29 protein-coding genes and 1 pseudogene are annotated in these 26,941 nt (G+C 43.3%); 8 read left to right on the forward strand and 22 right to left on the reverse strand.

All coding sequences use genetic code 11. The annotated features are described in order from the left end of the window. Positions 1-3: 3 nt before the first annotated feature. Genes VFC49_RS09705 through VFC49_RS09720 form a run of 4 tightly spaced genes read right to left on the reverse strand, consistent with a single transcriptional unit; the run spans position 4 to position 2,310 of the window. Entirely contained in the window at positions 4-795 is a 792-nt protein-coding gene (locus VFC49_RS09705; RefSeq protein ID WP_324735400.1) for an energy-coupling factor ABC transporter ATP-binding protein, read from the reverse strand. Then, positions 792-1,448, reverse strand: coding sequence for an energy-coupling factor transporter transmembrane component T (locus VFC49_RS09710; RefSeq protein WP_324735401.1), 657 nt, complete (start codon positions 1,446-1,448; stop codon positions 792-794). Before VFC49_RS09710 ends, VFC49_RS09705 begins: the two co-directional genes overlap by 4 nt. Before the next feature lie 2 nt (positions 1,449-1,450). Further along, positions 1,451-1,699, reverse strand: coding sequence for a PDGLE domain-containing protein (locus VFC49_RS09715; protein WP_324735402.1), 249 nt, complete (start codon positions 1,697-1,699; stop codon positions 1,451-1,453). Further along, positions 1,696-2,310 (reverse strand): energy-coupling factor ABC transporter permease, encoded by a 615-nt coding sequence (locus VFC49_RS09720; RefSeq protein ID WP_324736721.1) that lies wholly within the window; start codon positions 2,308-2,310, stop codon positions 1,696-1,698. The genes VFC49_RS09715 and VFC49_RS09720 overlap by 4 nt, the downstream gene beginning before the upstream one ends. A gap of 270 nt (positions 2,311-2,580) precedes the next feature. Between VFC49_RS09720 and VFC49_RS09725 the strand changes: the two genes are divergently transcribed. From VFC49_RS09725 to VFC49_RS09735, 3 genes are read left to right on the forward strand one after another with little or no spacing between them, the layout of a single operon-like run. Then, a complete protein-coding gene (locus tag VFC49_RS09725) occupies positions 2,581-3,114 on the forward strand; it encodes a hypothetical protein (protein WP_324736722.1) in 534 nt (177 codons plus the stop codon). 23 nt (positions 3,115-3,137) lie between these two features. Beyond that, on the forward strand, positions 3,138-4,847 hold the full coding sequence (locus VFC49_RS09730) for a chloride channel protein (protein ID WP_324735403.1): 1,710 nt from the start codon (positions 3,138-3,140) through the stop codon (positions 4,845-4,847). Between the two features lie 17 nt (positions 4,848-4,864). Continuing rightward, positions 4,865-6,202: a sodium:proton antiporter gene (locus tag VFC49_RS09735; protein WP_324735404.1), complete on the forward strand. Its 1,338-nt coding sequence runs from the start codon at positions 4,865-4,867 to the stop codon at positions 6,200-6,202. Here the strand turns inward: VFC49_RS09735 and speB are convergent. The 11 genes and pseudogenes from speB to VFC49_RS09790 form a co-directional block, all read right to left on the reverse strand. Continuing rightward, positions 6,194-7,051 (reverse strand): agmatinase, encoded by an 858-nt coding sequence (gene speB / locus VFC49_RS09740; RefSeq protein ID WP_324735405.1) that lies wholly within the window; start codon positions 7,049-7,051, stop codon positions 6,194-6,196. The genes VFC49_RS09735 and speB overlap by 9 nt on opposite strands. Positions 7,052-7,132: 81 nt before the next feature. Continuing rightward, positions 7,133-7,543, reverse strand: a complete 411-nt coding sequence (locus VFC49_RS09745; protein WP_013466315.1) for a translation initiation factor IF-5A — start codon at positions 7,541-7,543, stop codon at positions 7,133-7,135. Positions 7,544-7,608: 65 nt separating this feature from the next. Next, on the reverse strand, positions 7,609-8,925 hold the full coding sequence (locus VFC49_RS09750) for a sodium-dependent transporter (RefSeq protein WP_324735406.1): 1,317 nt from the start codon (positions 8,923-8,925) through the stop codon (positions 7,609-7,611). 76 nt (positions 8,926-9,001) lie between these two features. Then, positions 9,002-9,085 (reverse strand): annotated as a pseudogene (locus tag VFC49_RS09755) (16S rRNA methyltransferase); the annotation flags it as partial. 59 nt (positions 9,086-9,144) lie between these two features. Next, positions 9,145-9,525: a hypothetical protein gene (locus VFC49_RS09760; protein ID WP_324735407.1), complete on the reverse strand. Its 381-nt coding sequence runs from the start codon at positions 9,523-9,525 to the stop codon at positions 9,145-9,147. Positions 9,526-9,538: 13 nt separating this feature from the next. Then, positions 9,539-10,282: a hypothetical protein gene (locus VFC49_RS09765; protein WP_324735408.1), complete on the reverse strand. Its 744-nt coding sequence runs from the start codon at positions 10,280-10,282 to the stop codon at positions 9,539-9,541. Next, the gene (locus tag VFC49_RS09770) at positions 10,279-11,685 is read right to left on the reverse strand and encodes a hypothetical protein (protein WP_324735409.1); all 1,407 of its coding nucleotides are present in this window, start codon (positions 11,683-11,685) and stop codon (positions 10,279-10,281) included. The genes VFC49_RS09765 and VFC49_RS09770 overlap by 4 nt, the downstream gene beginning before the upstream one ends. Then, a complete protein-coding gene (locus VFC49_RS09775; RefSeq protein ID WP_324735410.1) occupies positions 11,682-13,388 on the reverse strand; it encodes a CGP-CTERM sorting domain-containing protein in 1,707 nt (568 codons plus the stop codon). The genes VFC49_RS09770 and VFC49_RS09775 overlap by 4 nt, the downstream gene beginning before the upstream one ends. Positions 13,389-13,633: 245 nt before the next feature. Continuing rightward, the gene (locus tag VFC49_RS09780; protein ID WP_324735411.1) at positions 13,634-14,044 is read right to left on the reverse strand and encodes a hypothetical protein; all 411 of its coding nucleotides are present in this window, start codon (positions 14,042-14,044) and stop codon (positions 13,634-13,636) included. Positions 14,045-14,589: 545 nt separating this feature from the next. Next, the gene (locus tag VFC49_RS09785; protein WP_324736723.1) at positions 14,590-15,249 is read right to left on the reverse strand and encodes a 16S rRNA methyltransferase; all 660 of its coding nucleotides are present in this window, start codon (positions 15,247-15,249) and stop codon (positions 14,590-14,592) included. Between the two features lie 2 nt (positions 15,250-15,251). Further along, positions 15,252-16,316, reverse strand: coding sequence for a saccharopine dehydrogenase family protein (locus VFC49_RS09790; RefSeq protein ID WP_324735412.1), 1,065 nt, complete (start codon positions 16,314-16,316; stop codon positions 15,252-15,254). Positions 16,317-16,379: 63 nt separating this feature from the next. On the opposite strand from VFC49_RS09790, the gene VFC49_RS09795 reads away from it, so the two are divergent. Then, positions 16,380-16,970: a metallophosphoesterase gene (locus VFC49_RS09795; protein ID WP_324735413.1), complete on the forward strand. Its 591-nt coding sequence runs from the start codon at positions 16,380-16,382 to the stop codon at positions 16,968-16,970. Continuing rightward, positions 16,970-17,968 carry a hypothetical protein gene (locus VFC49_RS09800; protein ID WP_324735414.1) on the forward strand — a complete coding sequence of 333 codons (999 nt, stop codon included), beginning with the start codon at positions 16,970-16,972 and terminating at the stop codon, positions 17,966-17,968. The genes VFC49_RS09795 and VFC49_RS09800 overlap by 1 nt, the downstream gene beginning before the upstream one ends. On the opposite strand, the gene VFC49_RS09805 is transcribed toward VFC49_RS09800, so the two are convergent. The 4 genes from VFC49_RS09805 to argF all read right to left on the reverse strand — a co-directional run bounded on the left by VFC49_RS09805 (position 17,931) and on the right by argF (position 21,371). Continuing rightward, entirely contained in the window at positions 17,931-18,608 is a 678-nt protein-coding gene (locus VFC49_RS09805) for a DUF257 family protein (RefSeq protein WP_324735415.1), read from the reverse strand. The genes VFC49_RS09800 and VFC49_RS09805 overlap by 38 nt on opposite strands. Beyond that, positions 18,605-19,252 carry a DUF257 family protein gene (locus tag VFC49_RS09810; protein WP_324735416.1) on the reverse strand — a complete coding sequence of 216 codons (648 nt, stop codon included), beginning with the start codon at positions 19,250-19,252 and terminating at the stop codon, positions 18,605-18,607. The genes VFC49_RS09805 and VFC49_RS09810 overlap by 4 nt, the downstream gene beginning before the upstream one ends. Before the next feature lie 182 nt (positions 19,253-19,434). After that, positions 19,435-20,367, reverse strand: coding sequence for an RsmB/NOP family class I SAM-dependent RNA methyltransferase (locus tag VFC49_RS09815; protein WP_324735417.1), 933 nt, complete (start codon positions 20,365-20,367; stop codon positions 19,435-19,437). Positions 20,368-20,423: 56 nt separating this feature from the next. After that, positions 20,424-21,371: an ornithine carbamoyltransferase gene (gene argF / locus VFC49_RS09820; RefSeq protein WP_324736724.1), complete on the reverse strand. Its 948-nt coding sequence runs from the start codon at positions 21,369-21,371 to the stop codon at positions 20,424-20,426. 195 nt (positions 21,372-21,566) lie between these two features. On the opposite strand from argF, the gene thyX reads away from it, so the two are divergent. Together thyX and VFC49_RS09830 are read left to right on the forward strand one after the other, a co-directional pair. Further along, positions 21,567-22,301: an FAD-dependent thymidylate synthase gene (gene thyX, locus VFC49_RS09825; RefSeq protein ID WP_324735418.1), complete on the forward strand. Its 735-nt coding sequence runs from the start codon at positions 21,567-21,569 to the stop codon at positions 22,299-22,301. Between the two features lie 175 nt (positions 22,302-22,476). Continuing rightward, a complete protein-coding gene (locus VFC49_RS09830) occupies positions 22,477-23,124 on the forward strand; it encodes a DUF257 family protein (protein WP_324735419.1) in 648 nt (215 codons plus the stop codon). On the opposite strand, the gene VFC49_RS09835 is transcribed toward VFC49_RS09830, so the two are convergent. Continuing rightward, entirely contained in the window at positions 23,100-23,618 is a 519-nt protein-coding gene (locus VFC49_RS09835) for an HIT domain-containing protein (RefSeq protein ID WP_324735420.1), read from the reverse strand. The two genes, VFC49_RS09830 and VFC49_RS09835, sit on opposite strands and share 25 nt — an antisense overlap. Before the next feature lie 103 nt (positions 23,619-23,721). Between VFC49_RS09835 and VFC49_RS09840 the strand changes: the two genes are divergently transcribed. Further along, complete coding sequence (locus tag VFC49_RS09840) at positions 23,722-24,954, forward strand: 2,3-bisphosphoglycerate-independent phosphoglycerate mutase (protein WP_324735421.1); 1,233 nt, start codon at positions 23,722-23,724, stop codon at positions 24,952-24,954. A 136-nt stretch (positions 24,955-25,090) separates the two neighbouring features. Here VFC49_RS09840 and VFC49_RS09845 read toward each other — a convergent pair whose 3' ends face one another. Beyond that, positions 25,091-25,633 carry a 50S ribosomal protein L16 gene (locus VFC49_RS09845; protein ID WP_013466330.1) on the reverse strand — a complete coding sequence of 181 codons (543 nt, stop codon included), beginning with the start codon at positions 25,631-25,633 and terminating at the stop codon, positions 25,091-25,093. A gap of 121 nt (positions 25,634-25,754) precedes the next feature. Continuing rightward, positions 25,755-26,918, reverse strand: coding sequence for an MFS transporter (locus tag VFC49_RS09850; protein ID WP_324736725.1), 1,164 nt, complete (start codon positions 26,916-26,918; stop codon positions 25,755-25,757). Positions 26,919-26,941: the final 23 nt, after the last annotated feature.

Genomic DNA, 26,941 nt, shown 5'->3' on the forward strand with positions numbered 1-26,941 from the left:
TATTTAACCCTTATTTCTAAGCCTGAGCATCTCTATAGCATCTTCGAGATTTTTTGGCATCCCTAAGCCTAAGCTGAGAAACAGCTCAATGAGGGGCGGAACCTCTAAGTTGTGAGCTTTCAAGAGTTCAACATCTCTCAAAATTTCCTCTGGAGTGCCAACCTTGATTATCCGTCCCCTATCAATCAATGCAATTCTATCGCAGAGCGCTAAATACTCAGCTTCATGAGAAGCCAAGATTATCGTCTTCTTCCCTTTAAATTGCTCAATAAGTGTTCTAACTTGTTCTTTTCCTCTAAAGTCAAGGTTTGCAAAAGGTTCATCGAAGACCAGAATTTCCGGATCCATTGCCAAAACAGTGGCTATTGCAATCCTCTTCTTCTCCCCAAAGCTCAAATGCTTTATCTCTCTATCAGCGTAGCTTTCCATCCCAACAACTTTCAACGCTTCATAAACCTTCTCTTCGAGTTCCTGACCCCTCAATCCTAAGTTATATGGTCCGAAGGCGACATCCTCAAAAACAGTCGGCGAGAAGAGTTGGTCGTTTGGATCCTGAAAAACTATTCCCACTTTTCTCCTAACTTCCCGTGGATTTTCAACTGGATTTACTCCATCAACCAGAATTTCCCCCTTTTTGGGCTTTAATATGCCATTCAAATGCAGAATGAGGGTTGATTTTCCGGCTCCATTGGGGCCTAATAATCCGAAGATCTCTCCTTTTTTGATTTCTAAATTTATGCCTCTGAGTATTTCCCTTTCACCATAGGAAAAATGCAGATTTCTTATTTCTATCATATCAAGACACCTGCCAGTGCAATTACGCTGAGGATTAATGGCACGAGGCTTTTATTTCTTTCGAATTTTGGAAATTCGCCAAAGCATCTTGAGAGCATTGCCTTGTAAATCTTGTCATTTCTAATGTAAGCCCTCACGAATATCTCGCTTATGAGCATTCCCAGTTTTCTGTAGTATTCTCTTTTTCCTATTCCGAAAGCTCTTGAATCTAAGGCTCGTTTCATTCTCAGTGCTTCCTCTTTGAACAGGTCAAGATAGCGGTAAGTGAATGCGAGGGTTAAAATTAGTATTCTTGGAAATCTGAGCTCTTCCATTTCAGCCAAAAGTCTTGAGAAACCTAAGGAGTTAGACGTCACAACAACAGCTGAAGAAGATAGGAAAGCCTTTCCTAAAAGCAAGAAGAAGGAGTGTATTCCCTCTTTTGTTATGGCTCCAATTGGTGTACTTACTAAAGGTTCGCCGGGATTAAAAAGTGCGAGAATGAACAATAAGCCCTCAAACCCAAGTAAAAATCCCAAGTGTTTGAAAATGCTCTTTTTTGGTCTTAAAAAGACAATCAGTCCAATAAGAACTACTCCAAAATATGCGAGCTCACTCAAACTTTTTCTTGTAACAACTGCAAGAGCATAAATTAAAAGAAAAGGCAGATACAAGTTTAAACCTCCTTTATCAATTTAGCAAGCCCATAACTGACTCCAAACACTAAAATTATTCCGATCAGCCCCATGGCAATACTTTGTCCCCATGTTTCTCCGTAGTCGAGCGGTGCTTTATAAACTGGATGTTCCTCGAGTCCAACTTTTTCCATGGTTGCCTCCAGTCCATCTGGATTATTTGAAGCGAATGGCAAAGCTATTGCAAGCAGGATGATAATGATAATTAATCCCTTAATCACCGTTCTCATGCAGGAACACCCCCTATCTCTGGAAGTTTGGCCCTGACTGCTTGGACGATTACTATGGTTAATAATGCCTCACCTATCCCTATTACTGCGTGATATCCTGCCATGAGCGTTAAAACCTTTCCGAAGGGTAGGCTTCTGCTCATCCCAATTTCGATTGCTGCCAGAACTGCTGCAAGGAACACTGAAAGCCACGAGGCTATCCCAATTGCTGCAATTTCATTTATGTTCCTTAGCTTGGTGTAAACTGTATACCCCAAAAAAGCGCCGAGTATTCCCATGTTGAGTATGTTAGCTCCAAGCGCTGTGATGCCGCCATCTCCAAAGAGCAGCGTTTGGATTATCAGAACTGCCGTCATCACAAGCACAGCAGCATAGGGGCCGAGTAATATTGCCACAAGGGTTGCTCCCAGCAAGTGACCGCTGACCCCTCCTATTATTGGGAAGTTTACCATTTGAGCCGCAAAGATTCCAGCAGCAAAAAGCCCGAGAAGGGGAATCTTATTCTCTGGGAAATCTTTAAGCTTTTTTGCTGAATATGCAACTGTTGCTACCATTATGATATAAGTGATAACTATTACTGGCATGCTCAAAAGTCCATCTGGAATGTGCAATGTTCCCACCTCCGTGCCAAATTGTGTCATTCAAAAACTAAGACGTAGCACATTATAAAAATCTTTTTGGAACTTTTTCTTAGCAACCAAAGGTTTGATTAATGCTGTGACAAACAATATAGAAAACTACCAGCAGACACAGCTGGAAAAAACTAAATAAAGATACAAGACAATCTCTCTTTTTGGTGATTGAAAATTACAAGGGAGAGGCTTGTAATAACCTTATGCAGATTAGTTGTTTTTGTGGGACTCCTAAGTGGTCTTATGTATATGCGCACTGACCACATTTATAGGAGTAGCGTTGCACTTATAGGACTTTTCATTCCAGATGTTTTTCAAAGAAAGCTGAATCCTCCAGAAAAATTAATGCCCTTTTTGAGCCCGCTTTATAATGATAGGGTCATTGCCATTCTGGCAGTTTTTATCGCTGTTCATGTCTCTCTTGTAAATGTTCCGTTTACCACGATAGATCTTTTTCACAAAGAGTGGAGAGATGCTGATATGATAAGCCACTTTTTGGGTGGATTGACGGTTTGGATTATTGTTGCCGGTATTTTAAATGAGCTTTCTTTGAAAAACTCAATAGATCAAAAAAAGCTTGTTATTTACTCCTTTTTGATCCTGCTTGGGATAAGTATAGGGTGGGAAATAGCTGAAAAGCTCAGCGAAAGTGAGATTTCCTTTATCCATGAGACACTTTCAAATAAGTTTAGAGATATACTCATGAACACCCTGGGTGCTTTAAGTGGGCTGTATCTTGTTAAAACAAGAAGATACCCATTCGAACTCCCAAATCTTAATTAAGTATGGATGCAATAATATCCCTGATGGAATGGCGGACAAGAAGATATGCAAAAAGATGGGCAGTTATTCTGATCTTTTCATTTGTAGCGGGGTTAGTTGGGGGATTTGGGGCTGTAGTATTTAGAATTCTCATTAAAATGTTCCACTGGATTTTTTTCTCTTTTCTTCTGCCGTATTTCAGCATTTATATTGGAGGGTTTAATCTTGGGTATATAGTTCTCCCTGTACTTGGGGGTGTTCTGATTGCTCCGCTAATTTCTCGTGCTCCAAACATCCGAGGAAATGGTGTGCCTGAAGTTATTGAGGCGTTCATATTTAAAGAGGGTACAATAGCATGGAAGTTTGCAGTCATGAAAACATTGGCTACCTCGGTAGCTATTGGATCAGGTGCAAGTCTGGGGAGAGAAGGTCCTATAGGGTTTATAGGAGCATCCCTTTCGTCCATAATCAGCCAGATTTTTGGTCTTTCTAAAGATATGAAGAGGCTTTTGACAGCTTGTGGGTTGGCTGCTGGAATTGCTGGGACATTTAATGCACCATTTGCTGGGGCACTCTTTGCCCTTGAGGTTTTATATATGGGGGCGTTCTCCATCAATTTGGTGCCGATTTTCATAGCATCCATCACTGGAAATGCTGTAACTCTTGCAGTTCTGGGATCCGCCTCAGGCATTAAGATACCTTCGCCCCTGAGTTATACTGTCACAGAGCTGCCTTTCTTCTTCTTAATGGGGGTGTTTTCTGGTGTGCTGGCAGCGTTTTTTGTAAAACTCTTGTATTTTGTAGGAGATATATTTGAAAGCTCTGGTTTTTCGCCCAAATTGAGGCTTCTTATAGGCGGAGCAGCTGTTGGAATCTTGGGGATGTTTTTTCCTGAATATGGTGTCCTTGGCATTGGTTATGAGGGCATGAGACTCGCCATGTTTGGGATTTTACCTATCTACCTCCTTGTACTTTTAATATTCTTGAAAGCTACTGCAACGATGTTTTCTATAGCTTCGGGATACAGTGGGGGAATCTTTGCTCCAAGCTTGTACATTGGAACAGCATTCGGTGCTGTTTTTGGTATGGTCCTGCGCTTTTTCCTGCCATGGGTGAATCCCTCTTCTTATGCTCTGGCTGGAATGGCAGCATTCTTCAGTGGAGTTGCCCAAGCTCCCATAAACCAGATTCTCATGGTGGCTGAACTGACCAAGGACTACACAATGCTTCCTCCAGCTATGCTTGCCTCTGTTGCTGGTTTTTTGAGTGCAAGAGTTCTTTTAAAGGGGTCTTCGGTTTACACGTTGAAGCTTGAACGCAGAGGAATTAAAATTAAAACAGGAAAACCCCTTATCTTAGAAACCATCTCCGTTGGCGATATAATGACGAAGAGACCAGTATTTGTTTATTTCACCGATCCGATAGTGCATGTTGAGGAGCTCATTGCAAAGACAGGACATGATTGCTTTCCTGTAGTTGACAGAAAAATGAATGTCATCGGGATAGTGGGAGTGAGGGATCTAATAAGCTGTCCCGATAAGAACATGAGTGTTGGGGAACTTCTACAAAGACCCTACGCTGTTGCATACCCAACAGAAACTGCTCAACAGGCACTTGAGAAGCTTATGACCTTCAATCAGAACCTCCTCCCTGTTATTGAGAGCCCCCAGAGAAATAAGCTTATAGGGGTCGTAACCAAAAGAGACATATATAGGGCATATTATAAAGGTTTAGAGAGAATGTATATTGAATGACGAATTTGGTGGTTTAAATGACGTCAAATGTTTTGGTACCGGATGTTGATACCATCGCATACATACTCTTTATGGTGCTTGCAGTTGGAATGATATCGCTTTTGATAAGCAGAAGGTTCAACATCTCTTATGTCCCATTGTTTGTGTTTTTTGGGATTTTGGCTGGTCCAGTCCTTGGTTTGATAAATAGAAGCCTTGCACATGAGCTTTTCAGTTATGTAAGGGTCTTTGGTCTTGTCATGATACTCTTTGCTGAGGGGCACACATTAAGCTGGAAAATGCTGAAGAGGAATATGGGAACTATCGCTGTTCTTGATACTGCTGGTCTTCTCATAACTGCGATCATAGCTGGCATTGCATTCTCTGTGCTGTTTCATACTCCCTTTATTGTTGGCTTTCTATTTGGTGCCATAATTGGAGCAACTGATCCAGCAACCTTAATTCCATTATTTAGGCAGTATAAAGTTAAAGAGGATATAGAAACGGTAATTGTAACTGAATCTATCTTCAATGATCCCCTCGGAATTGTCTTAACATCCGTTGCAATTGCTCTGCTGTTGCCCCAAGCCCCAAGTGCTGCAGTTCTTGAATCAATTGCAAGATACATCTCTATTTATCCCGCTGCAGTTGTCTTTTTCTTGTATGAACTCGGGATGTCCATTGGAATAGGGATTCTTTTGGGGGTTTTTGGCTACTATTTTATAAAGAAAACTGGAATCAGGGGATTTCCAGAGATAGAAGTCTTTGCTCTTATGCTTGCTTTTGGCGGTTTTTTAATGGGAGAATACGTGAAAGCCTCTGGATATCTTGTTGCTACGGTTACAGGAATTGTGCTTGGAAATCATAAGGTTTTCTTCAGGGACAATCCAAGAACTGTAAAGAGGATCATGCGGGCTATAGAAAAAGAGGTCCATTTCAATGAAAGCCTGGCAACTTTAGCCACAATATTTATATTTGCATTGCTTGGTGCCAGCCTTGACATGAATGTTATAACTTCAAATCTTCTTCCCGGCATGATTCTGGCATTTATCGTGATACTGATAGCAAGACCTATCGCAGTGTTGCCGATTCTACCTTGGTGGAAGCCCAAGGAATATCTTTTTATAGCCCTTGAAGGTCCAAGAGGGGTTGTGCCTTCAGCATTGGCAAGTCTTCCTCTGACACTTGGCTTGGTATATCATGACCAGCAGATGATTCAGTGGGGTGAAATAATCTTGGGTGCAACCGTGATAACGGTTCTGGTTTCTGTAATAGTGGAAACACTTTGGGTTCCATTGTTAAGAGAGAGGCTTCTTGAGGTTGAGAGCATAAGAAAGAGGATGATACGGAGCGGATACAAACCAAAATCATCTTGATAACATTCCAATGAGATAGAACATAAGCTTTGCCCCTGTAAGTGCTGTTATATCTCCCAGTTCGGTTCCAGCAACTTCCATTATGTCAAAACCCACGATCTTCTTTTTTTCAGTAAGCCACTCCAGTGCTTCTATAACCTCCCAGAATTCTAAACCTCCTGCTTCTGGAGTTCCAGTGGATGGAACCATTGATAGATCAAACACATCGATATCAACTGATACATAAACTGGTTCTGGCAGGTTTTTTGCAATTCCTTTAAACTCCTCAACGCTGTATTTTCTTGCGTGGATCCATTTTATATCCTTCTCTTTGGCATATTCGACCTCCTCTCTTATGCCGCTCCTTATTCCAAATTCAGCCATGCTCATTCCAAGCTCTGAAATCCTTCTCGCTACACATGCATGGTTCCAAGGATTACCCTCATATTCATTTCTCAGATCTAAATGGGCATCAAAAACAATGTAGCTTTTTGGTCTTAGAGCTCTTACCAGAGCGTACGTCATTGAATGCTCCCCGCCCAGCATTATGGGCATGGCTTTCGGGTTTGACTCTTTGAGCTCCTTTACTGTTTCTATTATCCTTTTTATTGTCCCAAGGGGATTTCCAGCCACAATTTCCATGTCCCCAATGTCCGCAATTCTGAGCTCCGATAAATCAACATCATAATCCAGAATGTAGCTCTCAAGATTTATCGTAGCCTGTCTTATTAACGTTGGCCCAAATCTTGCCCCAGGCTTATATGAGGTGGTTGAATCAAAAGGCACGCCAAATATTACAAAATCTGCATTTTCAGCATCAACCAATGGTAGAGCGGTTTTTATGGTTTCATAGGTATAAAAGAATTCCATTCTTACCCACCAAAGAAGAAGTCGAGAATTTTAATTATAAGATTTAGGGTCTGCAAAAATTCAGAAAGGAAAGAGATTAAGTCACTCTCCCTTGATTTTCATAATCTTGACCCTTCCAAGGGTTTCCCAGTACTCAACATTGATGCCCTCTTTAAGCTGGTCTTTGATCTCATCGTTAACTCCTGTCTCTATGGGAACATCAAACAGTTCATAAGTCTCCATGTCCATGAGCTGAACTGTATCCGGAGTTATCGCAATGATCTGTCCAGTTCTTTTGTCAATTATCGGAACGTCAACCTCAGCGCTTGTCGGCTTGACTATGCTCCTAACTTTTCCATCGAATACACCAACAGCTTCTATTCTTGCCTTCGCTGATCCGTGTTTTCCTGGTGAGGAAACTGTGATGTTCACAATTCTGCATGGTTCTCCGTCAATTATTATATATCTCCCAGGTTTAAGCTTGCTGACCTGGACTTTAGTTTTGTCTCCCATTTTTCAAACCTCCAATAAGCGTTCTAACTGGATTTATATTTGGCTGTTTAAAAAATTTTTGAAAATTAGGGCCTTGTTTTGATTAGCACACTGTTTAGGAGAAGTGGTACCAATAGTACAATCCCTGCTACAATGCCCAGTTTTTCCCATGCTCCCAATGACAGTGTCCTCACTATTATGCTGATTCCCACTAAAAGTCCACATACCCCTACAACACTGCTGTAGATTTTGGCTTGTTTGGAAAGTATATTTCCACTCAGTATTAGGGGCAGAGTCTCAACTGCCACCATTATTCCCAGGAAAGAGAAAAATAATGCTAAGAACAGGGTTCTTAAGTAGCGAGATGTTAATATAAGTGAAACTGCAAAAACACCAATCAATGCAACAGAGATTGCCTTGTTTCTTGAGCTTTGCATAGATTCACTTATTATGTGCCCTGCAGTTTCAATTAGAGGTATAAATGTTGTCATCCCGGCTAAATACACTGATATCATCAAAAGATATAGAACTGTTTTTGCTTGCATGGATTTGATCTCAGTTAGCGCTGCTGCGATTTTTACTATGTATCCTGTTGCTTCATTTATGGTTGCATGACCGTAGAGCATCGCTGTCCCTGGAAAGCTAACTGCAAGAGAATACACTACTATGTATGTAGCCAGCACTCCTATCAGCAATTGGAGTATGTAGCCAGCACCGATCAGTGCTCTTGAGTCTGTTTCTTCTGGCAAAAATGTCCCAAAGACTATGTAGAACCCAAAGCCTAAACCCAAGCCCAAAAACGCCAGTAAAATTATCTTTATTACCAGAGGAAAGGTTATAGAAAGATGGGTTGACTTTATATTCCCTGTTAATGTTTCAAGTGCAAACTGAACTGGAACTGCTTTTTCTGCAACCGATAGAGCAAAGTTCCTGATTATGTACCACGAAATTAATGTAAAAATCAGGAACAAAATTGCAAACCATCCCATTAAAACCACGCTTTTCTCTTTTGCTCGGAAGAGAATTAAAGACGAGAGAAGCAGGGAAAGAACAACCGCAAGTGCGACATAAAGTGTATTGCCTTTTCCAACAATTGATGTTATGCTCAGTGAGGAGTAGTAAAGTATGAGAGATGCCCCAATGATAATGAACATCAGAAGGCTTATCCCAATACTTGGTGCTTTGGAGACTTTAGTCAGATATTCAAAAAAGAAATACCTGCTTCTCTTTGTTGTCTCCAGACTATAATATGGAACAGCTGCGAACACTGCTGATATTGCTATGTATAACATAAGAGCTTTCATTCCTCCGGCTATAAGTATCTGAGGAAACAGCAAAAATGTCCAAATCCCTACCATATATCCTACTATTAGGAGGATTATTAAAATCGTCAACTTTCTCAAATTTCATCCCCCCGATGAGCATTCTATACATTTCTTTTGTGGTTCGGGATATTAAAAGGTTATTCAAAATTACATTTTCGTAGTTTACAATTGCTTCATTCGCTATTGTCCACGCCATTAATGGTTCTTTGTAAGGACTTATTTTCACTCCATCAACTCTGCAGGAAAGCAACACTTTTTTAAAGAAGGATTATCAAAAAGCAAAAAATAAAAGAAAAATCACTTCTTCACAAGCTTGTATATCTCAACTTTGACGGTGTACTGTCCGCTTGTGGTTGCTTTGTAGTCAATCCTGACCTGAAACGGATTGGAAGAGGAGTAGAGTAAATTGTTTGTATCTGATTCTGTGATGACATTTCCATTCTCATCGAGTATTGTTATCTTATCAACTATGCCCTCACCGCCTGCCTTTATCATATATTTGCCGGGATCAAGGACATGTGAGAGGTAGAAGACATCACCTGTAACACTTTCGCTTTTGACTTCTACAGGAACTTGGGTGTAAGCGTGGGTGTAGTAGTAGTTCATCCCGAAGACGCTCACTATCCCAAGGACTATGAGTATCAGGAAACCCGTAATGAATTTTTTGATAAGTCCCATTTTTTCACCTCCTCTACTTCTTTTCAAGTTCGACTATCTTCACAGCATCTGCAAACTCCTTGGGGGTGATGTTTCCAGAGAGAGCCTTCAGCAGATCTTTACTTGACACTGAAATGCTAACGTTTCTCTCGCCGAGATAGATAATCTCAACCCTCTCCACCCAGGGAGCGTCCTCCAGTACAGCAAGGCTCATCCTGGCGTAGTCCCTCCAGAAGGAGTCCTCCCCAGCCAGGTACTCAAGGGAAACACTCGCGGTATCGTTCGTGACAGTTACGTTGTGCACGAGGACATCGAAGAGGCCCAAGTCGGTCTCTATCCTGAACTCCGGTCTCCTTATGTCTTCAAAGAGCGGGTTGTCAAAGTCGCCGTTTTCTATTGAGATGGCCAGAATAGGCTCGTCCCCGAAGTATGCCTCCACCCTGATGTTCTCGGAGCCGTTTTCGCGGGCCTTCTCCGCGAGGGTGTAGAGGGCACCAGGAAGGCTCCCGTCGATGACGCTCGTCTCGAATTGTATAACCGTCCAGTTGCCGGAGCTAACCACGCTGACGTTCCCGGCCAAATCCTCGCCCGAGGTTTCCGTTCCACTGGAGGACGGGGTTTCGATGGTGCTGGAAGTCTCTCCGGGGTTGTTCGTCACGTTCTTGGCGGTGTCTATGAGTTGTTCAGGGCTTAGGTTGTCGGGAATCTGGAAGTCCCAGTTGAGGTACAGGTAGGCACCCGCGATTAGGAGGAGTACCAGGAGAAGCTTTCCCTTCATATTACCCCCTCCTCGAAGAGTTTGTTGATGTAGAACCTCACCCTAGCCTCCTGGTCTCTAAAGTCGCCTTTGGAGTTCCTGTCTATCATGTTGACCCTGTGCATCCCCATGGTGGTGTCCCTCATTTCGTCGATCGTGTTCCTGATGATGTCGCGGTACTTCATACCCGCCTTCTTGTAGCGGACGGCAATCTCTGCAGTCCTTTCAAACTCCCACCTGTAGTCCTGAGCGAGGGTCTTCTTTATTGCCACGCCCATCGAGTTGAGAACCACCTCTATCGGCTTCGTCTCGACCTTCGATGGAACGGCGTTCTTGTAGGGAGATATTGCCTTCTCGCGGTTCTCTATATCGGACATGCCGTTGTAGAGCGAGGCACTCCTCTCGTCCACGTGCAGGTCTTTGGCGGTCTTCTTTACCATCTCATCGTCTGAGAAGACGTTGACGTCCTTGTCGGCCTTGAAGTAGTCCTTGAAAAGCCCCAATGGTTTGGGAAGGTAGTTTGCCACCTGATCGATGAAGGTATCGAGGGCCTTGTTGCCGTAGTATTTGGCCTTCCAGCCAAGGGCCGAGCCCTCTCTAGAATAGTCCGGGTTTGAGTTGACTACCCTGACGACCTCTCCCTTCGGCGTTTTGATGACCACGAAGCTTCCCCATTTCTCACCGAGTCCCTTGAGCCCCTCGTTGGTCTCTTCCATCCGTTTGGCGGCCTCGGGACTCAGGCCATTGGAAGAGCCCCCCTGGTTTTCGGGAACGTTGACGGAAGCGTTAACCGGAACCCTTACAGTGCTGTTGGGTATCCTGCTCAGATACATGTTGAGCAGAACCGGGGCAAGGGCTTCGAGGTTGCAGGCGTTCGTCCCCTCATTGTAAGATGCCTCCGCGGTTACCCAGTAGTGGTCGTTAACCAGAGCTACATAGGTGTGTTCAATCGACGTGAACCCGCGGCCATCAAAGTACTTTTTGGTATACACAAACTTGAGGTCAGCGTAGTCAGGCCCCTCGCTGAACTCGTAGTGGTAAGATATTGTCCCCTTCTTCTCATTGCTCCAGAAGCCTATGAGATCCTCCTCCCTGTCGGTGTAGTTCTTTCCCCGCTTGAGGAACCACCTAAACTGCTCTACGGCTTCGTTGTCTGTGTAGTATGTGACCATGACCTCGAGGTAGTTGGTAACTTCCGGGTTATGGTTGACGCACATAAAGTCCTGGTAGAAGTTGATGTAGTTCGAATCCGGGCGGCCACCCCCACCGTTGCTGAAGGTGAGTATCAGACCGAGGGATTTAGCTTCTTCCTTAGTTATCGAGGGCAACTGATCCGGAAACTTTTCCGCTGAAACAACTGTGCCGGCCAGCATTAAAGCTCCCAAGAGGAGACCAGCTAAGGCACTCGCCAAAACTCTGCTCATTGTTTTTTCCTCCTGAAGAACACTATTGGGAGGAGTGCGAGCGCCACAATCCCACCCGGCCCGCAGGTAAAGCTTATCGAATGACTGCTGCTAGTCTCTGTGCCTCCAGTGTTTGACGTCAAGGATGGTGTGGAATAGGTTGCCTGAGAGCTTGACTCCGGGGAGGTGGATGACGATGGGCTGGAGCTCTGGGTACCACCTGAAGAGCTGCCCTCCGCGTGAGTCTCAGTCTGGTTGCAGGTTTCTTTAACATGGAAGTACTCGGTCGGATGATCGTGCACCCAAACATCCACCGGGGCGACCTTGTACCACTCCCACGTTGGGAGGTCGTCGAACTCAAATGCCCCCTCAAAGCTGGCCTCGGAGTAGAAAGGCACCTTCACAAACTTCACGTCGTCCTTTCTTAGATCCACGAAGTTCGGAACCCATGCAGCCAGCTCTCCGCCCTGCTCGACGTGGTGGACGTCGCAGCCTGCAAATTCCATCTCCGGGCCGAGTTTCAGGAGCCTGTCCGGGGGAAGGAAGATAACAAAGCCGTTTCCGGCCCGAGCTATATACCGGCTGTGGGGCTGGACGTCGTAGTAGACCTTTAGGATGTCCCCCGAGGGGGACATCTTGACGAGCGGGTCAAAGAAAACGTAGTTCCCGTCATCGGCGAGGGCAAAGCCCGCCGGGGACTGTCCATCACGGAGGGTCGTGTTCCAGAAGCCGCTCCAGAGGATGTTGCCCGTTTTGTCGAGCTTCACCCAGATCGATGCTCCGCCATCGTACTTCCCGGGAAGACCGTTCGTGTAGAGCCACCCGTCTGGGACGCTGTAAAGCATCGGCCTTCCGCCGGAGAGGGTGTTGAAGCCTCCCATCTTCCAGAGCTCAGCTCCATCCACTGCCTGTCTGTACTCCTTAACCCATTTCGGCTTTCCAGTTTCGGGATCTATGGCCAGGAATCCAAGGTCTGGACCTCCGGGAGAGGAGTACGCTATCAGCACCTCGTCTCCATTGAAGCTCACCGCCTGGATATGCTCGTGCAGACTTTCCCTGCCGTAGATGTGAATCCACTCCAGGTTCCCGGAGGAGTCGAACTTCACCGCCCCTATTGCGAGGGCGGAAGCTATGTGATCGTGATCGTAGGGGTCGTCCGGGTTTTTATGGTGCATGTGCGCATAAAGGGGAGCGACCACTATGACCCCGTCACCGGTGGGCTGAACCCTGATGCCCGAATAGCCACCTGCGGAGTTCTTGAATGCCCTTATCCAGATCGGGTTTCCAGAGAAGTCGAACTTGACGAGAGTGAAGAGCGGATCTCCTCTAATCCAGTCGTCTGGATAAGGTATGTTAACGACGCCGTTTGTCATTAATACGACGTAGATGCCGTCCTTTCCAACGGCGATGTCTTGTATCATCTGAGACTGCCCGTAGGGGAGGTTAAGGGGAAGTTTCTGACTGAGGCTGAAGTTCTTTGACCAGAGGACTTCACCCATGGGCGAGAGGTGTATCAGCACAGCCAGTCCAGCCCCGTGGCTCCCTAAGAGGTAGTAGTCCCCCCCATTCCCCGAGACGAATGCCACCGGGTTGTAGGGACTGTCGAACATAGTTTTATCCCGCTGAACCTCGTAGATAACCTCCCACGCGTCCGATGAGCTAACGAAGGGTAGGAATAAGCTCGAGATTATGAAGAGCGCAATCAAAACCTTAAGTTTTCTCATTTTTTCCACCTATCCTCTTCCTGTTATCCACTTCATGACTTTTCATCCGGCCCATAGAAAAAGTCCCAGGTAGCTAAAAAGAAAAGCCCCAGGAGCGGGCCAAAAACGTGAAAACCTGTGAGAGGTTCTTCAGACATTTTTCATCCCTCAACGTTAAGGCTCTCTTTATCCGGATACCCCTTTTTATACTGCTCCTTCATGGGTTTTACTTCCTATGAAATTCTTCCCTGAAAGTCCTGTCCTTCTTAGAACTCTTCATCCTCCTCTCCCCAGTCGTCGTTAAAGAAGCTGTCCTCGTGCTCCGATGAAGTTTTGACCACAGCTATTTTTCCTCCTTGCGCTCTTAGCAGCTTGAGAGAAAGCCACAGACCGAGAATAAAGAATGCACCTCCAATGTATATAGCGAGGTTTGGGAGGAACATCGTGCCTATGAGGTAGCCAACACCGCCAAAGGTCAGGCTCGTTATCCCCACGACTATGAGTTTGAGCATGAGCTTTAGAATAAGCCAGAGCAGTAGTATCAAGCCGAGGATTATTGCAACGCCGATGAGAGGTCCACTCACGTGAAACCCCGTTAGATATCTATCATCCTCCTGACAAAGTGCGCTCGGCAGAGAGCTCATAAAAAGCCCTGCTACCATCAGATATTTATTCATACCTTCACCACCTTTCAAAACCATCCCGCAGAAAAGAAAAGCGAGACAGGTTTTGCTTTTTATCCATTTTATTTTTTACATGTTACATGTTTGGGTTAATATACTTTTCTGTCTTTGATAAGATACTGTTAGGATTAGGCAGTTTGAGTTATATGTAAGTTTTTGTTAACACTTCAGAAAAGGGGAGATGAGAGCTGAAATCATCCTATACTGCTGATTTTCAGTCTTAAAATCTTTTCACTGGAATAAAATTCGAGCAGAAAAGAGGATAACCACACTGGTGCAAAAAACCAGCGGGAGCTGTAAAAACTCCTCGCAGTCAAAAAACGGAGGAATTTCATCACAGTTGATGAAGCTGTAATAAAAAATTAATGGTGAGAATGTTGAGAGCAAGGAAGTGTGTTGAACACTGATTTGGGACTGTTAAGGAGCGGGTAAGCGCTTTTGAAATAATTTCAGGAGTAATGACTGCAGGGAGAGTTCACTGGTTTGTTTTCTTGTTTCCTTTTTGTCAGAATTCTTTTTAATATGGTCATTAGTTCATATTAGAGGATTACATGCTCATAACTTATCACGACTTCGTTTACTATAGTCCAGGCCATTAATGGTTCTTTGTAAAGACTTATTTTCACTCCATCAACTTTACTCTTGAAGTCTCCATGAGGAAATCCTCCTACAATAACCGCAGGATCTTTAAACTGTTTCAAAAGCTGTCCGAAGTCTTTTGGCTTCATAAATTCTCCCTCTTCATGCATTATAAAAACAGCATCTGGTTTGATTTCTTCTAAAAGCTGGTTCAGAGTTTTTTCCTCAAGCTTCAGAAGTCCAAGGTCTGGGGGAACAACTTTATTTTTAAAGAGGCTTTCCATAAGCCCAACAAATCTATTGTAGTTTCTTGGTATCCTCGTTTCCGGTTTTATATATATGACTTTATCGTTTCTCGTATGTACATAAACTCTAAGCATACCCTCTTTATTGAGTATGCTCTCCAGGGCATTTATCAAACAAAAGTGAACTATATCTGGCCTTCCCCTTCGATTCCCATCTTCAAGCTTTCTCAATGCCGAGTGATGATATGTTGAATCCAAAATAATTTCCTCCGGTTTTTTCCCTCGTCTTTTGGCATAGTTCACAACAGCTGGATGATCTAATATGTTCTTTGGCACAAGTTCAAGCTCCGAGTCTGCTATTATTAGATGCAACATCTTCACCACCTTTTTATTATAATGTCCCTCTCTTTCAGCTCATCGATTATTCGCACAAATATATCTGTTCTCATGCCAAGAATTTCTGGGGGGATTACACCATATACGCAGCTTCCTTCAGCCAAAAGCCGAGTTATGACAGCCGCAGTAAATCCTGTGACTCTTGCCATTGAGGTAAATCCCTCTTTGGCTTCATCATAGAGGAAGTAATGAATTTCTTTAATTTTTCCGTTGGATGTCCCTCTGCCGTAAACCTCCATTATTGAAAAGTCGTCACTTTCGTACTGCATTAGCGGAGCTATTACTTTCAGCGTAAATTCTATGTTTTCGGGTTTAAAAAATCCAAGCTCTCTTAACACTTTAATTTTTTCCAGATGACCGGGCCACCTGAGGGTTCTTTCCTCTAAGTGCTCAGCTCTTATGTTCTCTAAGAGAGTTCTGAGACCATCACTAATAAACTCCTCAAACTCAAAATCTTTGATTTTGATTTTCTCAATTTTTTCAAGCGGGTCAACTTCAACTATTTGTCCGTTTTTGATAATCTTGGCTTTTCGGGTATACTCTTCAATTAGGTCATATGGAGACCAAGTAATTTTATAATACAAGGGAGGTTTCGCTATTTTTGGCAGACCCCCCACTCGGATTATGCCCTCCTTTAGCTCATCAATCTCTTGGTAGATTCTCCCCATCAGAATATTACTTAGTCCGGGTGCAAACCCTGCATCAACTATCGCTGTTATCTGAGCATTTTCAGCATCATCTCTAAGCTCCATGGGATCTTCCGGCATAAACGAGATGTCAACTAAATCCCTTTGAGCCTTTATCGCAGCTTTTAATGTGGTAAAGCCAAGCTTTCCCGGTAGTGCTCCCACGATAATCTCGAACTTTTTCATGATATCCACCAGTTTATCGAAATCTGACGCATCAATTTTAATCGTGTTCGCGAAATCTCTCACTTTGTCCAGATGCTCTTTATTTTTGTCCCCAACCCATACTTCAAAGTCCCTGCTCAAATCGTAAGCTATTGCTCTTCCAACATTCCCAGCCCCAAGCACGAGAATCTTCATTTTTCCCACCCATTTACTTTTGAGCCAATAGGTATATATAATGCTCCCTTGAAGTTTGAAGAGATGAGACTCAATTTACCCAACTTTCTGAGAAGGCAAAAAATCCCAGATATCCTGCTTAGAAGGGATGAGAAGAAGATCATGCATATAAGTGATACTCCAGACAACATCTATGTGTTTCTTCTCAATCTTATTGAAAAGACGAAGCCGGATTACATAATACATACTGGTGATTTAGTTGACAACATAAAGCTTGAAAGAAGGCCAGAGCTCAGGGAGCGGTACGAGAAATCTCTAATTGAACTCCTTCACATACTTGAAAATTCAAAAGCTGAAGTCTACATTGTGCCTGGAAACGAGGATGATGTATCCATACTAAGGAAACGTACTGCCCGCTCTAAAATAGTCCCACCGGGAACCATTATTGAGATAGAGGGAGTAAAGCTTGCAGTTGGCCACAGGTACAGCGATGTTGCTGAAATTAACAACGTGGATTTTAGGCTCTATGGACATAATTTTCGGCTGATCCCCAAAGGTATAAACGGGGTTCTCAGAATAAATTTCATCTTGCTGCCCAGCAAAAGGGTAGTAGGGATTAAATACCCAGATGGTACAAATTTTGAGAGAGGATATAGGTTAATGAGGGGAATGTAATGAGGTTGCTTAGATTTGGGCCATCCCTCGTGTTTGTAAGAGGAGAAAAGCTCGATGAACTGGAGCGTTTTATTGAAAACTTTTTCGATGCAGAGAGAATGTCGGTAAATGAGGCACTTAAGGAAAGCTGGGAATTTGAGACTATAGTGGTGCCAACGCTGAGCGAGGAGTGGAAGACATACATAGAGAACCCAAACCAGGAAGCATTTTTGGTAAGAATGAGGTGTGACAGCGTTTTAAAAGAGCTTTTTAACTCAAAGGCACCTGTGGAGAGGATAAATCTCGGTCCACATATAATTCTGTTCAGAGTGCCAAAAGGGTCCAAAAATGCTGAAACTCTTCTCGCAAGCCGCTATAATGGAGAGCTTGTAACATTAATTGAGGGTATAGAAAAGGGCGAGGAAAGAGACACCCTGCTGGTGCTTACAGAGAAAAAGCTGAACACCCCTATAGGACTTGAGGACATTAAAGCTTCCCTGCTGTTTAAAAAAGATTTTGTGAAGTTTTACAAGACCCTGAGCATAGATCTCCCAGTTATAATGCACAAGGTTCTTCCAGAAGGCTGGAATGAAATAACGATTCGCCTTTATGACAACATGAAGAGGTATGAGGAGAACATTGAAAGGCTTCTCCTTGTTCTTGAGGACTTGGATTTAGGATATGCCGTAAGTGAAGGATGGGACTGGGACTACCCAAGGCCGTTCATGCGTATAAGAGTATATAAGATCAAGCTGATAACATGGGAGGATCCTTTAAGAATTAAATTCCTTTTGAAGGGGCTTGAATATAGGGGCTATAAACGTCTTGCTGATATCGATGTTTTTGTGGAGGGTAAAAAGCTTCATTGGATTGATGTGGCGGAAAAACATGAATCTAAGTTTGAACTTGCTAAAGCGGCAAGGGAGGAGCTTGAGAGATTGCTAAGTGAGGATGTGAAAAAGAAGTTGCATAAAATTGAAGCTAAGCTTTTACAAGGGGGAGCTCATCAGCAGAAATGACGAACTCCTTTCCATGGTCTTCTATGTTGGGGGACTTTTTGACCTTTATTACAAATTTCATTTTTCCTTTAAGGGTGATCTCAAAAACCCTTGTCACAATCTCTTCCCATTCATAAAGGGTCTCTTTAGGCACAAGTGCCATGTTTGCAAAATAAAGTGATAATCTTGACCGCTCTCCCAAGAACTTTTTCATAACTCCTGCTATATGGATCTCAAAGGATGTTACTTCATTTGTATACAGCCTAATGAGCTTGTCTATTCCAAGGGCTATGAGAACAGTGAGCTCATGTGTTGCGTAGTATTCTTTCATAAACTCAGCGAATTCCAGTGTGTAAACTGCTGGATCTTTGGATATATCAATTCTCTTTATGATGTTTCCGGTGTTTATTATTCCTCCTGCTTTAACAACATCTATCTTGTCCAGTTTTTCTGCATTCCACCCCATGATCTTCAGTGGTTCTTTAATCATGTGAAGTGTGTCAAAGATGTCAAGTATCAGAACGTTATACTTTTTAAGTAGAAATTCAATAGTTTCTCTGAATATTATGGGGATTGGGGCTTCGGGAGAGTACTCCACAAGCACAGATTCTCCAAATTTTATTGAACCGAGGTACTCAATGAGTGCTCTTCCATCTGTCACGGTATCACCTCCAGCTCTTCCATTAGTTCTGTCAAATATGGAGACTTCTTTATCACGACTTTTCTCCCATACTCTTTGAGCTCAAGGATTCTGGTAGGTGCTTCCTCAAGTTCGACCCTCACGTCATGACGCAGAAGATGGGGATTTCCAAGCAGATATGTTATCCTGTTTGTGTTTCCAAGGCACTTTCTTGTGACAACCTCGAAGAAATATTCGAGAACTCTTGGCTGGTTCTCATATCGCTTAAGGTGCTTTCCCGCCCCTAATACTATTATGATTATGGGTCTTTTTTCAATTTTTGTGAACAGGTCTCTCAAAATCTCGTGGAGATTTCTGGTGTAAACCACGATATCATCACTCAGCTTCACTTTCCTGACTATCTTCCCTAATTGAATCATCCCACCTGATTTAATGACATATACATCATTGAGAAAGCCAACATCGTATCCATTCAGTTTCAAGTGCTCGACAAAAATATGGAATGTGTCTAAAACATCGTGGATTATAATTGGCAGACCATTTTCGTCTGCCCATTTGGTGATTGAGTAGAATACAATTTCCGGATGATCAATTGAGGAATATTCAATCAGTATTGTTTCACCTGGTTGGACTTTTTCTAAGAATTCCTTTATACTCTTTTGCATATGCTTCCCTCCGTGCTGATGTTTACTTTCTGTAAATTTAATTAGGCAATGGAATATTTTGGATTTTTGGTATATGTATTTATAGTGTTTTCTACTTACCTCTGGGGAATATGTTAGTCATTTTTGTGTCTAATTTGAATGTTATGTAGCATCATGTTATACGGAAACATAAATATGTTATCTTATTCAATCTTCCTAATCTTTGCAACAAAAAATCCGCTTGTACCGTGCTTATCTGGATAAAATCGTCTTGCTTTTTTGAGTTCTTCACTCAGTTCAATTCCAAAGGGTTTAACTAAAGCTGGTTCACCATAGCGAAGAGGCAGCAGTTCAACTTCAAAGTTATCCAACACCCACTGAACTACAAATTCGTTTTCTTCTGGCTCAAGGGAGCATGTGGAATAAACCAAAACTCCTCCTTTTTTCAGATTTTCCAGTGCAACCTTAATCATCTTCATCTGCAGATTCTGGCAGAACTTGATATCGTCCAGCGTTCTGTTTGATTTACGCTCAGGATTTTTGTGAATTGTTCCGCTTCCAGTGCATGGAGCATCAAGAAGAATTTTGTCAAATTCAATTCCAAGTTCGCCCATGTATAGGGAAGATTTGTGAAACACCACTACGTTGGTGACTCCCAGACGAGACAAGTTGAGGCGCATCTCCTTCAGCCTTTCTTCTCCAACATCAAAGGCATAAATTATTCCCCTGTTTTTCATAAGCTGGGCCATATAAGAGGTTTTCCCACCCGGAGCAGCAGCCATATCTGCAACAACATCTCCTGGCTTTGGTTCAAGAGCAACGGGTGGATACATGGAAGATGCCTCTTGAATGTAAAGAAGACCGCTTAAGTATTCAGGTGTTGAAGTTATTGAAAAGGGCTCCCTTGTGAGGCAGAACCCCTCTTTTGCCCAGGGAACTCTTTTAAACTGAAAGCCTTTTTTGTTCAGCAATTTGGTAAGCTCTGGAATTTCAGTCCTGAGAGTGTTCACCCTAAAGCATCTTGGCAAGGGTTTCTCCATGGCTTCGGCTATTCTTATTGCTCTTTCCCCCCACAGATGGTAGTATCGTTCAGCAAAGGTCTTTGAGTATCCAAGGCTGAATAGTCTTTCGAGCATGATTAGGTAACCTCGGTCGCTATTTATAGAAGTTTTGGAAAAAGAAAGGAGATAGATCAGATCTTAATACCACCCATAATCAAGGCCAGAGCCGCTTTTTGAGCGTGCAGCCTGTTTTCAGCCTGATCCCAGACAACACTGTTTGGTGAGTCGATTACATCGTCTGTAACTTCCTCGCCCCTGTGTGCCGGAAGGCAGTGCATGAAGATGTAATCTGGCTTTGCGTGCTTGACAAGCTCCTTGTTGACTTGGAACGGCTTGAATATCTTCCTTCTCATCTCAGCCTCAGCTTCCTGTCCCATTGAAGCCCAAACGTCGGTGTAAATTACATCGGCACCTTTTACAGCTTTAACTGGGTCATGCAAGAGCTCAAAGCTCCCGCCGCTCTCGGCTGCATTTTTCTCAGCCCACTTGATAACCTTCTCGTCGGGCTCATATCCTTCTGGTGTGGCAACTACAACATCAGCACCAAGCTTCGTTCCGGCAATCATGAGGGAGTGGGCAACATTGTTTCCATCCCCTACATAAACAACCTTAATCCCCTGTATTCTCCCTTTCTTTTCCCAAATTGTCATGTAGTCTGCCAAAGCCTGACATGGATGTGAGAAATCACTCAAACCGTTGATTACAGGGACACTTGCGTACTTTGCCAGATCCTCAACGTCCTTGTGGGCGTAAACCCTTGCCATAATTCCATCAACATACCTGCTCAGTACACGGGCAGTGTCTGCTATTGTTTCTCCCCTCCTCAGTTGAAGGTCTTGGGCATTCAGGTAGAGAGCATATCCTCCAAGCTGATACATTCCAACTTCAAAGCTTATTCTTGTTCTGGTTGAGGGCTTCTGGAAAATCATTGCCAAAGTTTTGCCTTCCAAAAGGCGATGTGGTTTTCCTATCTTGTTCCATATCTTCATCATCTTTGCTGTTTCAAGAATTGTTTCAATTTCTTCTCTGGTAAAATCCTGTAAGCAGAGAATATCTCTTCCAGCCAAGCTAACTACCATCGGCATCACCATATAAAGCTGATTCTTTTGTTTTAATAACTATTTCGTCGTTAAAAAGTGCTATTTAACGAAAGTTTTGGGGACATATTGACGGTATTATTGACAAACATAAACAGAAATTCTCGTCTCTTTTTCAGAAGTGTTCTGGCAAGACTAATAAGGGCGCAGTGTATCTATAGTTCGGAGGGTTCTCCCGTGGATAGGATAAAGGTTAGGCTCACTAACTATACCCCAAAACCTTTGGAAACCGTAACATGGGCTGCACTGATTTCTTACTGGGGGGAATGGGAAAGTGAAGCATTCGAAAGGACAACAATGGCTGATGTAAGGAGACACCTACCAAAGGTCCTCTCATATGGGCATGAGAGCATCTTGGAGCATGCAGTTTTCACATTTGCGATTGAGGGATGTTCCCGTGTATGTACTCATCAGCTAATTCGACACAGAATTGCCAGCTATACGCAGCAATCCCATAGGTATATAAAACTAAACCCTCAAGATGTCGAGGAGACATTTTTAATTCCAGAGAGCATTAAAGAGAAGCCTGAACTTTATGAGAAGTGGAAGCAGCTCATGGAAGGAGCAATAAGACTATACAAAGAGGCTTATGAAAACGGTGTTCATCAAGAAGATGCCCGCTATATTCTTCCTCAGGCAGTTAGGACTAAAATTGTCGTAACCATGAATCTTAGGGAACTTAAGCACTTCTTTGGTCTCAGAACATGTGAAAGGGCTCAGTGGGAGATAAATTATGTTGCATGGAAAATGTTGGAGGAGATTTCAAAAGTTGAAGAATTACGACCCATAATCAAATGGGCAAAGTTAGGACCAAGGTGTATTCAGCTTGGATACTGTCCAGAGCGGGAGCTGATGCCGGAAGGCTGTCTTAAGAGAACAAGAGAGAAGTGGATGGAAATAGCAGAGGGCTGATGGGAGTTTTGAGTTCATGAGGGTGAGATCATTATAGAGCAAGTAACGGTAAAGTAAAAATCCTTCCCTGATTGGCAGGATTTTCATATTAATTTTGATTTTTTGTCTTTTTTTAGAAGAATTCTTGGGAAAATTATATAAACGTCAATACTGAGTGCAGTATGGTGAACATAAATTGAAATTAGAAAAATTTTTTGAGAGCCTCAAAGCTGGCGAGACAGTTCTTATTGAGCATGATTCCAAATCTGTTCCAGTTCATTCATTTTACTCATTGATCAAATGCGCGGGAAACATGAGGGTTCTTGTTGACGACTTCCTGGACACGCTGTATATCTATAAGGTGCATCTTGAGCTTTCTGGAACTGATACCTCGAAATTTGAGGATCTGCAGGTTATTAAAATTGGAGGAGTGAAAAGTGTTGGAAAGATCGTGGGAAAAATTAGCTCCCGCGGAGGTGTTATACTGAGGAGAGAATACCAAACGATCTACGAGAATGCCATTGATGATGGGTCTCTGGTCATGAATCCAGTTTTGGGAATAGAAAAGCTCCTCATCTTGGGATCCTCAAGACTTGAAGTCTTAGAGACCTTGGCAGAAATCTCTTCCAGGCTTGGAGACAAAAGGAGAATCGCAGTGTATTTCGTTGACAAATCTGTTTTGAAAACTGGAGAGTTCAACCCACTCCCGATCATGGAATTCCTTTCAACAACAGTCGTTAATGTGGAAAAGAGAGGGAGGGTATACACTTTTGAGGTCTTGAAGTCAATAAACCCCGAGTTGGATGGGAAGACCTACAGCTATGATCTTGACGTTGTAGAATGATGTTCCTCACTTAAAACTTCTTCGAGAGCCTTTTTCAGCTCTTTGTAGCTCTCTTCTATTGCCTGCGGAATTACTTTTACATCGGCTAAGACTGGCATGAAGTTTGTATCCCCGTTCCATCTCGGAACGATGTGAAGATGAACATGGTCATCTATACCAGCTCCAGCAACTCTGCCTAAGTTAACACCCATGTTAAACCCATCAGGATTCATTGCCCTCTTTAGGGCTTTTATCATCAGTTGAGAAAGCTTCATTATTTCCAAAAGCTCATCATCGGTTAACTCTTCCCACTTTCCAACATGTCTATAGGGGGCAATCATGACATGACCAGGATTATACGGATAATTGTTCATGATTATAAATGCATATTTTCCTCTGTACAGAATTAATCTCTCCTCATCCCTGTTCTCCTTTGGAAAGTCGCAGAAAATGCATCCATTATGCTTTGGAGATCTTATGTATCTAATTCTCCACGGTGCCCATATGATTTTCAACCTCTCACCTCCATGAGAGGCAACGCTGATGAATTAAAAAGCTTTTTCCCAGAAATCTTTAAGAAATCTCATTCTAAACTTGGAGCAAAGTGAGGTGATTGAAATGAAGAGGAAAGGAATCTTGATTATCATAGATGGTCTTGGAGACAGACCCATAAAGGAATTTGGCGGAAAAACGCCATTGGAATATGCAAACACACCAAACCTTGATAAGCTTGCTAAAATAGGGATCCTTGGACTGCAGGATCCGATAAAACCCGGACAGCCGGCAGGAAGCGACACAGCTCATCTCTCAATCTTTGGATACAATCCCTATAAAACCTACAGGGGAAGAGGGTTTTTTGAGGCATTAGGCGTTGGTTTGGACTTGGATAAAGATGATTTAGCTTTCAGGGTGAACTTTGCAACCATTAAAAATGGAATAATTGTTGACAGAAGGGCAGGAAGGATTTCAACTGAGGAAGCTCACGAGCTCGCAAAGGCGATTCAAGAAAACGTTAGGCTTCCAGTTGAGTTCATATTCAAGGGCGCAACTGGACACAGGACAGTCTTGGTGCTTAAAGGGATGGCCGAAGGTTACAGAGTCGGTGAGAATGATCCGCATGAGGCAGGTAAACCGCCACACAAATTCACATATGAGGATGAAGAGAGCAGGAAAGTGGCTGAGATTCTTGAGGAGTTTGTTCAAAAAGCTCATGAGGTTCTTGAAAACCATCCAGTCAACGAGAAGAGAAGAAGAGAAGGCAAGCCTGTTGCCAATTATCTTCTCATTAGAGGAGCTGGGACCTATCCAGATATTCCCATGAAGTTCACTGAACAGTGGAAGGTGAAAGCTGCCGCTGTCCTTGCCACTGCTCTGGTTAAAGGTGTTGCAAGGGCTATTGGCTTTGATGTGTTCACACCTGAAGGAGCCACTGGTGAGTATAATACTGACGAAATGGCAAAGGCTAAAGCGGCTGTTGAACTGTTAAGGGATTATGATTTTGTATTTGTTCATTTCAAACCTACAGATGCTGCAGGGCACGACAACAAGCCAAAGCTCAAGGCAGAGATGATTGAGAAGGCTGACAGAATGATCGGCTACATTATCGAGAACATCGACTTGGAAAGGACAGTTATAGCTGTGACTGGTGACCACTCAACCCCATGTGAGGTCATGAACCACAGCGGCGATCCGGTACCTCTTTTGATAGCCGGGGGAGGTGTAAGGACGGACTATACAGAGAGCTTTGGAGAAAGGGAGTGCATGCGCGGCGGCATTGGAAGGGTCAAAGGACATGACATAGTTCCAATGATGATGGATCTGATGGGAAGGACAGAGAAGTTTGGGGCGTAATTTGATTTTTCTTTGCTTCCCTATATTTTAATCTCACTTGAGCTTTTCGGACCCTCTTCAGAGCTCTGGTATAAAGTGGTCATGACATCTGGGGAGTGGCTTTCTTTAAGAACTAATAGGGAGAAAAGAAAAGATATCACATGGTTGAGAGAATCTTTGTCGTGATATCGTTTCCCTGCTTATCGTAAATTCTGTAGTAGCACTTGCATGGGAACTTCATTGCTGCCCTCCTCATTGCTTCAAGGGCAAACTTGAGGTGCTGTCTGTTAACCCTAACTGTCACTATCTTCTGGTCTCTCTTAAGCCTTGCAGCTAATCCAATTGGCTTTCCAAATGGTCTCCTCATACCGTTTCCGTAACGGTCTGCCTTTCTTCCGGTAGCCATCGGGTTCTCTCTGAGGACTTGGAACGGATAAACCCTGATCTTGAAGTGGTAGTTGCTCCTACCGACATTTTTCTGGAGGTATCTGTTCACCTGAATTCTCACTGCTTCAAGGGCGTTCTGTCTTATCTGGACAGGCTCAGCTGTGTGCAAACTAACCTCGAACTCAAAATCTCCAGCTGGATTTCCCATGTCGAAGATTGTGATTTTTGGACCTGGGGCACCTCTTATGTACTCTCTCCTTGTGTAAGCCGGTTTGTCAACGTATCTGTCAATCTTGGCTGGTCTCAAAGCCATTCAACTCACCTCCATAATGAGCGTAACCTAAACTTAGGAAATCTACTCAGCTTATAAAAGTTTTGGAGTGCAGAGTTTTCAGGCTGCTCAATCTATATAAATTTTTTGCAAACGAAACGTGCTACCTCTTGCCATTTAGCATCATAGCAATCCCGAACAGCAGAAGTGACACGGGAGCAAATATCAGCAGTGCAGCTTTTAAAACAATCCCCAATATTGCAACTTCACCTAAGGAATAGGCAAGTCCAAAGACCAACTGTCCAGCAGTTGTGGATATATTCCTAACAGCGTTTATTCCTCCAATAGCAGCTGAGGCTCTCTTTGCTGATGCTAATAAACTCCTTGAGATTGGTCTGAATGTTTGAGCGGCAAATATTGCCATTAAAATTCCAAGGAATACAGTAACCGGATTTTTGATCGCTGCTAAAATCGGTGACACCCCAGCCAGAATTGATACAGTTATGATGACTTTTCTCTCATTGCCTAAATCAGCAAACTTTGAAGGAATGTACGCCAAAAGTGTCGCTATGAAACCTATGAGTCCAATTAGCGTTGCTGCAGTTCCTCTATCCAAATTTAGCGTTTCGGCAACATAGACATAGGTTATCTCACCAGAGGTGAACGCTACGAGGAATGAAATCAAAGCAGATAGGATTAAAATTTTCTTTGCATCCACTGGAGCTTCGCCTTCTTTTGTGTCTTTTTCTCTTTTGGGGACTATCTTTTCGTAGAGGAGCCAGTATGAGAGCAACATGCAGAGGGCTGTCAGGAAAAAGAAAAACGATGCAAGGTACATCTGTCCTTTTAATCCAAACTCTTGAGTTAGAGCGTAAGTGTAGTTGCCCAAAAGCCCGGCGAAGTTTCCGAAGATAAAGTACAAAGCTGTGACCCTGCTTCTGATCTCTTTGGGAGATGAAACAGCAATAACAAACTGGGCAATCGGCCATGCAATACCGTTCAGAAAGCCGTTCATGAGCTTGATTCCAACAACATGGATCCATGAAGATGTGAATGGATACAGATTGACAGCCAGGGCATTGCCAGTCATTGCAAGTGCACCAAGGTATACCAGGCTTTTCCTTTTCTCTAAGAGTAAACCGCTAAAAAGCGCAGAGAGGGATCGGGCTAAAATAAAAGAAGCCGAAATCACAGAGATGTTCACCATTGAGGCTTTAAGAATATCTCTGGTATAGAATGCAACGGCAGGGACCGCTAATCTAAAAGCCAGAGTTCCGGTGAAAGCCGATGCAATGAGAAGTGCTATTCCAAGGTAATGTTGTCTCATTTTTATCACAGTTAAATAACTGC

Origin of the sequence: Thermococcus sp. SY098, assembly GCF_035621495.1 — an archaeon.
In the GTDB taxonomy this organism is placed as follows: domain Archaea; phylum Methanobacteriota_B; class Thermococci; order Thermococcales; family Thermococcaceae; genus Thermococcus_B.

What these genes read in the sequence shown, in the direction of transcription:
- VFC49_RS09705 (WP_324735400.1), bottom strand. Translation starts at nt 795, where the DNA reads ATGATAGAAATAAGAAATCTGCATTTTTCCTATGGTGAAAGGGAAATA.
- VFC49_RS09715 (WP_324735402.1), bottom strand. Translation starts at nt 1,699, where the DNA reads ATGAGAACGGTGATTAAGGGATTAATTATCATTATCATCCTGCTTGCA.
- VFC49_RS09725 (WP_324736722.1), top strand. Translation starts at nt 2,581, where the DNA reads ATGCGCACTGACCACATTTATAGGAGTAGCGTTGCACTTATAGGACTT.
- VFC49_RS09730 (WP_324735403.1), top strand. Translation starts at nt 3,138, where the DNA reads ATGGAATGGCGGACAAGAAGATATGCAAAAAGATGGGCAGTTATTCTG.
- VFC49_RS09735 (WP_324735404.1), top strand. Translation starts at nt 4,865, where the DNA reads ATGACGTCAAATGTTTTGGTACCGGATGTTGATACCATCGCATACATA.
- speB (WP_324735405.1), bottom strand. Translation starts at nt 7,051, where the DNA reads ATGGAATTCTTTTATACCTATGAAACCATAAAAACCGCTCTACCATTG.
- VFC49_RS09745 (WP_013466315.1), bottom strand. Translation starts at nt 7,543, where the DNA reads ATGGGAGACAAAACTAAAGTCCAGGTCAGCAAGCTTAAACCTGGGAGA.
- VFC49_RS09760 (WP_324735407.1), bottom strand. Translation starts at nt 9,525, where the DNA reads ATGGGACTTATCAAAAAATTCATTACGGGTTTCCTGATACTCATAGTC.
- VFC49_RS09765 (WP_324735408.1), bottom strand. Translation starts at nt 10,282, where the DNA reads ATGAAGGGAAAGCTTCTCCTGGTACTCCTCCTAATCGCGGGTGCCTAC.
- VFC49_RS09770 (WP_324735409.1), bottom strand. Translation starts at nt 11,685, where the DNA reads ATGAGCAGAGTTTTGGCGAGTGCCTTAGCTGGTCTCCTCTTGGGAGCT.
- VFC49_RS09775 (WP_324735410.1), bottom strand. Translation starts at nt 13,388, where the DNA reads ATGAGAAAACTTAAGGTTTTGATTGCGCTCTTCATAATCTCGAGCTTA.
- VFC49_RS09780 (WP_324735411.1), bottom strand. Translation starts at nt 14,044, where the DNA reads ATGAATAAATATCTGATGGTAGCAGGGCTTTTTATGAGCTCTCTGCCG.
- VFC49_RS09785 (WP_324736723.1), bottom strand. Translation starts at nt 15,249, where the DNA reads ATGTTGCATCTAATAATAGCAGACTCGGAGCTTGAACTTGTGCCAAAG.
- VFC49_RS09790 (WP_324735412.1), bottom strand. Translation starts at nt 16,316, where the DNA reads ATGAAGATTCTCGTGCTTGGGGCTGGGAATGTTGGAAGAGCAATAGCT.
- VFC49_RS09795 (WP_324735413.1), top strand. Translation starts at nt 16,380, where the DNA reads ATGAGACTCAATTTACCCAACTTTCTGAGAAGGCAAAAAATCCCAGAT.
- VFC49_RS09800 (WP_324735414.1), top strand. Translation starts at nt 16,970, where the DNA reads ATGAGGTTGCTTAGATTTGGGCCATCCCTCGTGTTTGTAAGAGGAGAA.
- VFC49_RS09810 (WP_324735416.1), bottom strand. Translation starts at nt 19,252, where the DNA reads ATGCAAAAGAGTATAAAGGAATTCTTAGAAAAAGTCCAACCAGGTGAA.
- VFC49_RS09815 (WP_324735417.1), bottom strand. Translation starts at nt 20,367, where the DNA reads ATGCTCGAAAGACTATTCAGCCTTGGATACTCAAAGACCTTTGCTGAA.
- argF (WP_324736724.1), bottom strand. Translation starts at nt 21,371, where the DNA reads ATGGTAGTTAGCTTGGCTGGAAGAGATATTCTCTGCTTACAGGATTTT.
- VFC49_RS09840 (WP_324735421.1), top strand. Translation starts at nt 23,722, where the DNA reads ATGAAGAGGAAAGGAATCTTGATTATCATAGATGGTCTTGGAGACAGA.
- VFC49_RS09845 (WP_013466330.1), bottom strand. Translation starts at nt 25,633, where the DNA reads ATGGCTTTGAGACCAGCCAAGATTGACAGATACGTTGACAAACCGGCT.
- VFC49_RS09850 (WP_324736725.1), bottom strand. Translation starts at nt 26,918, where the DNA reads ATGAGACAACATTACCTTGGAATAGCACTTCTCATTGCATCGGCTTTC.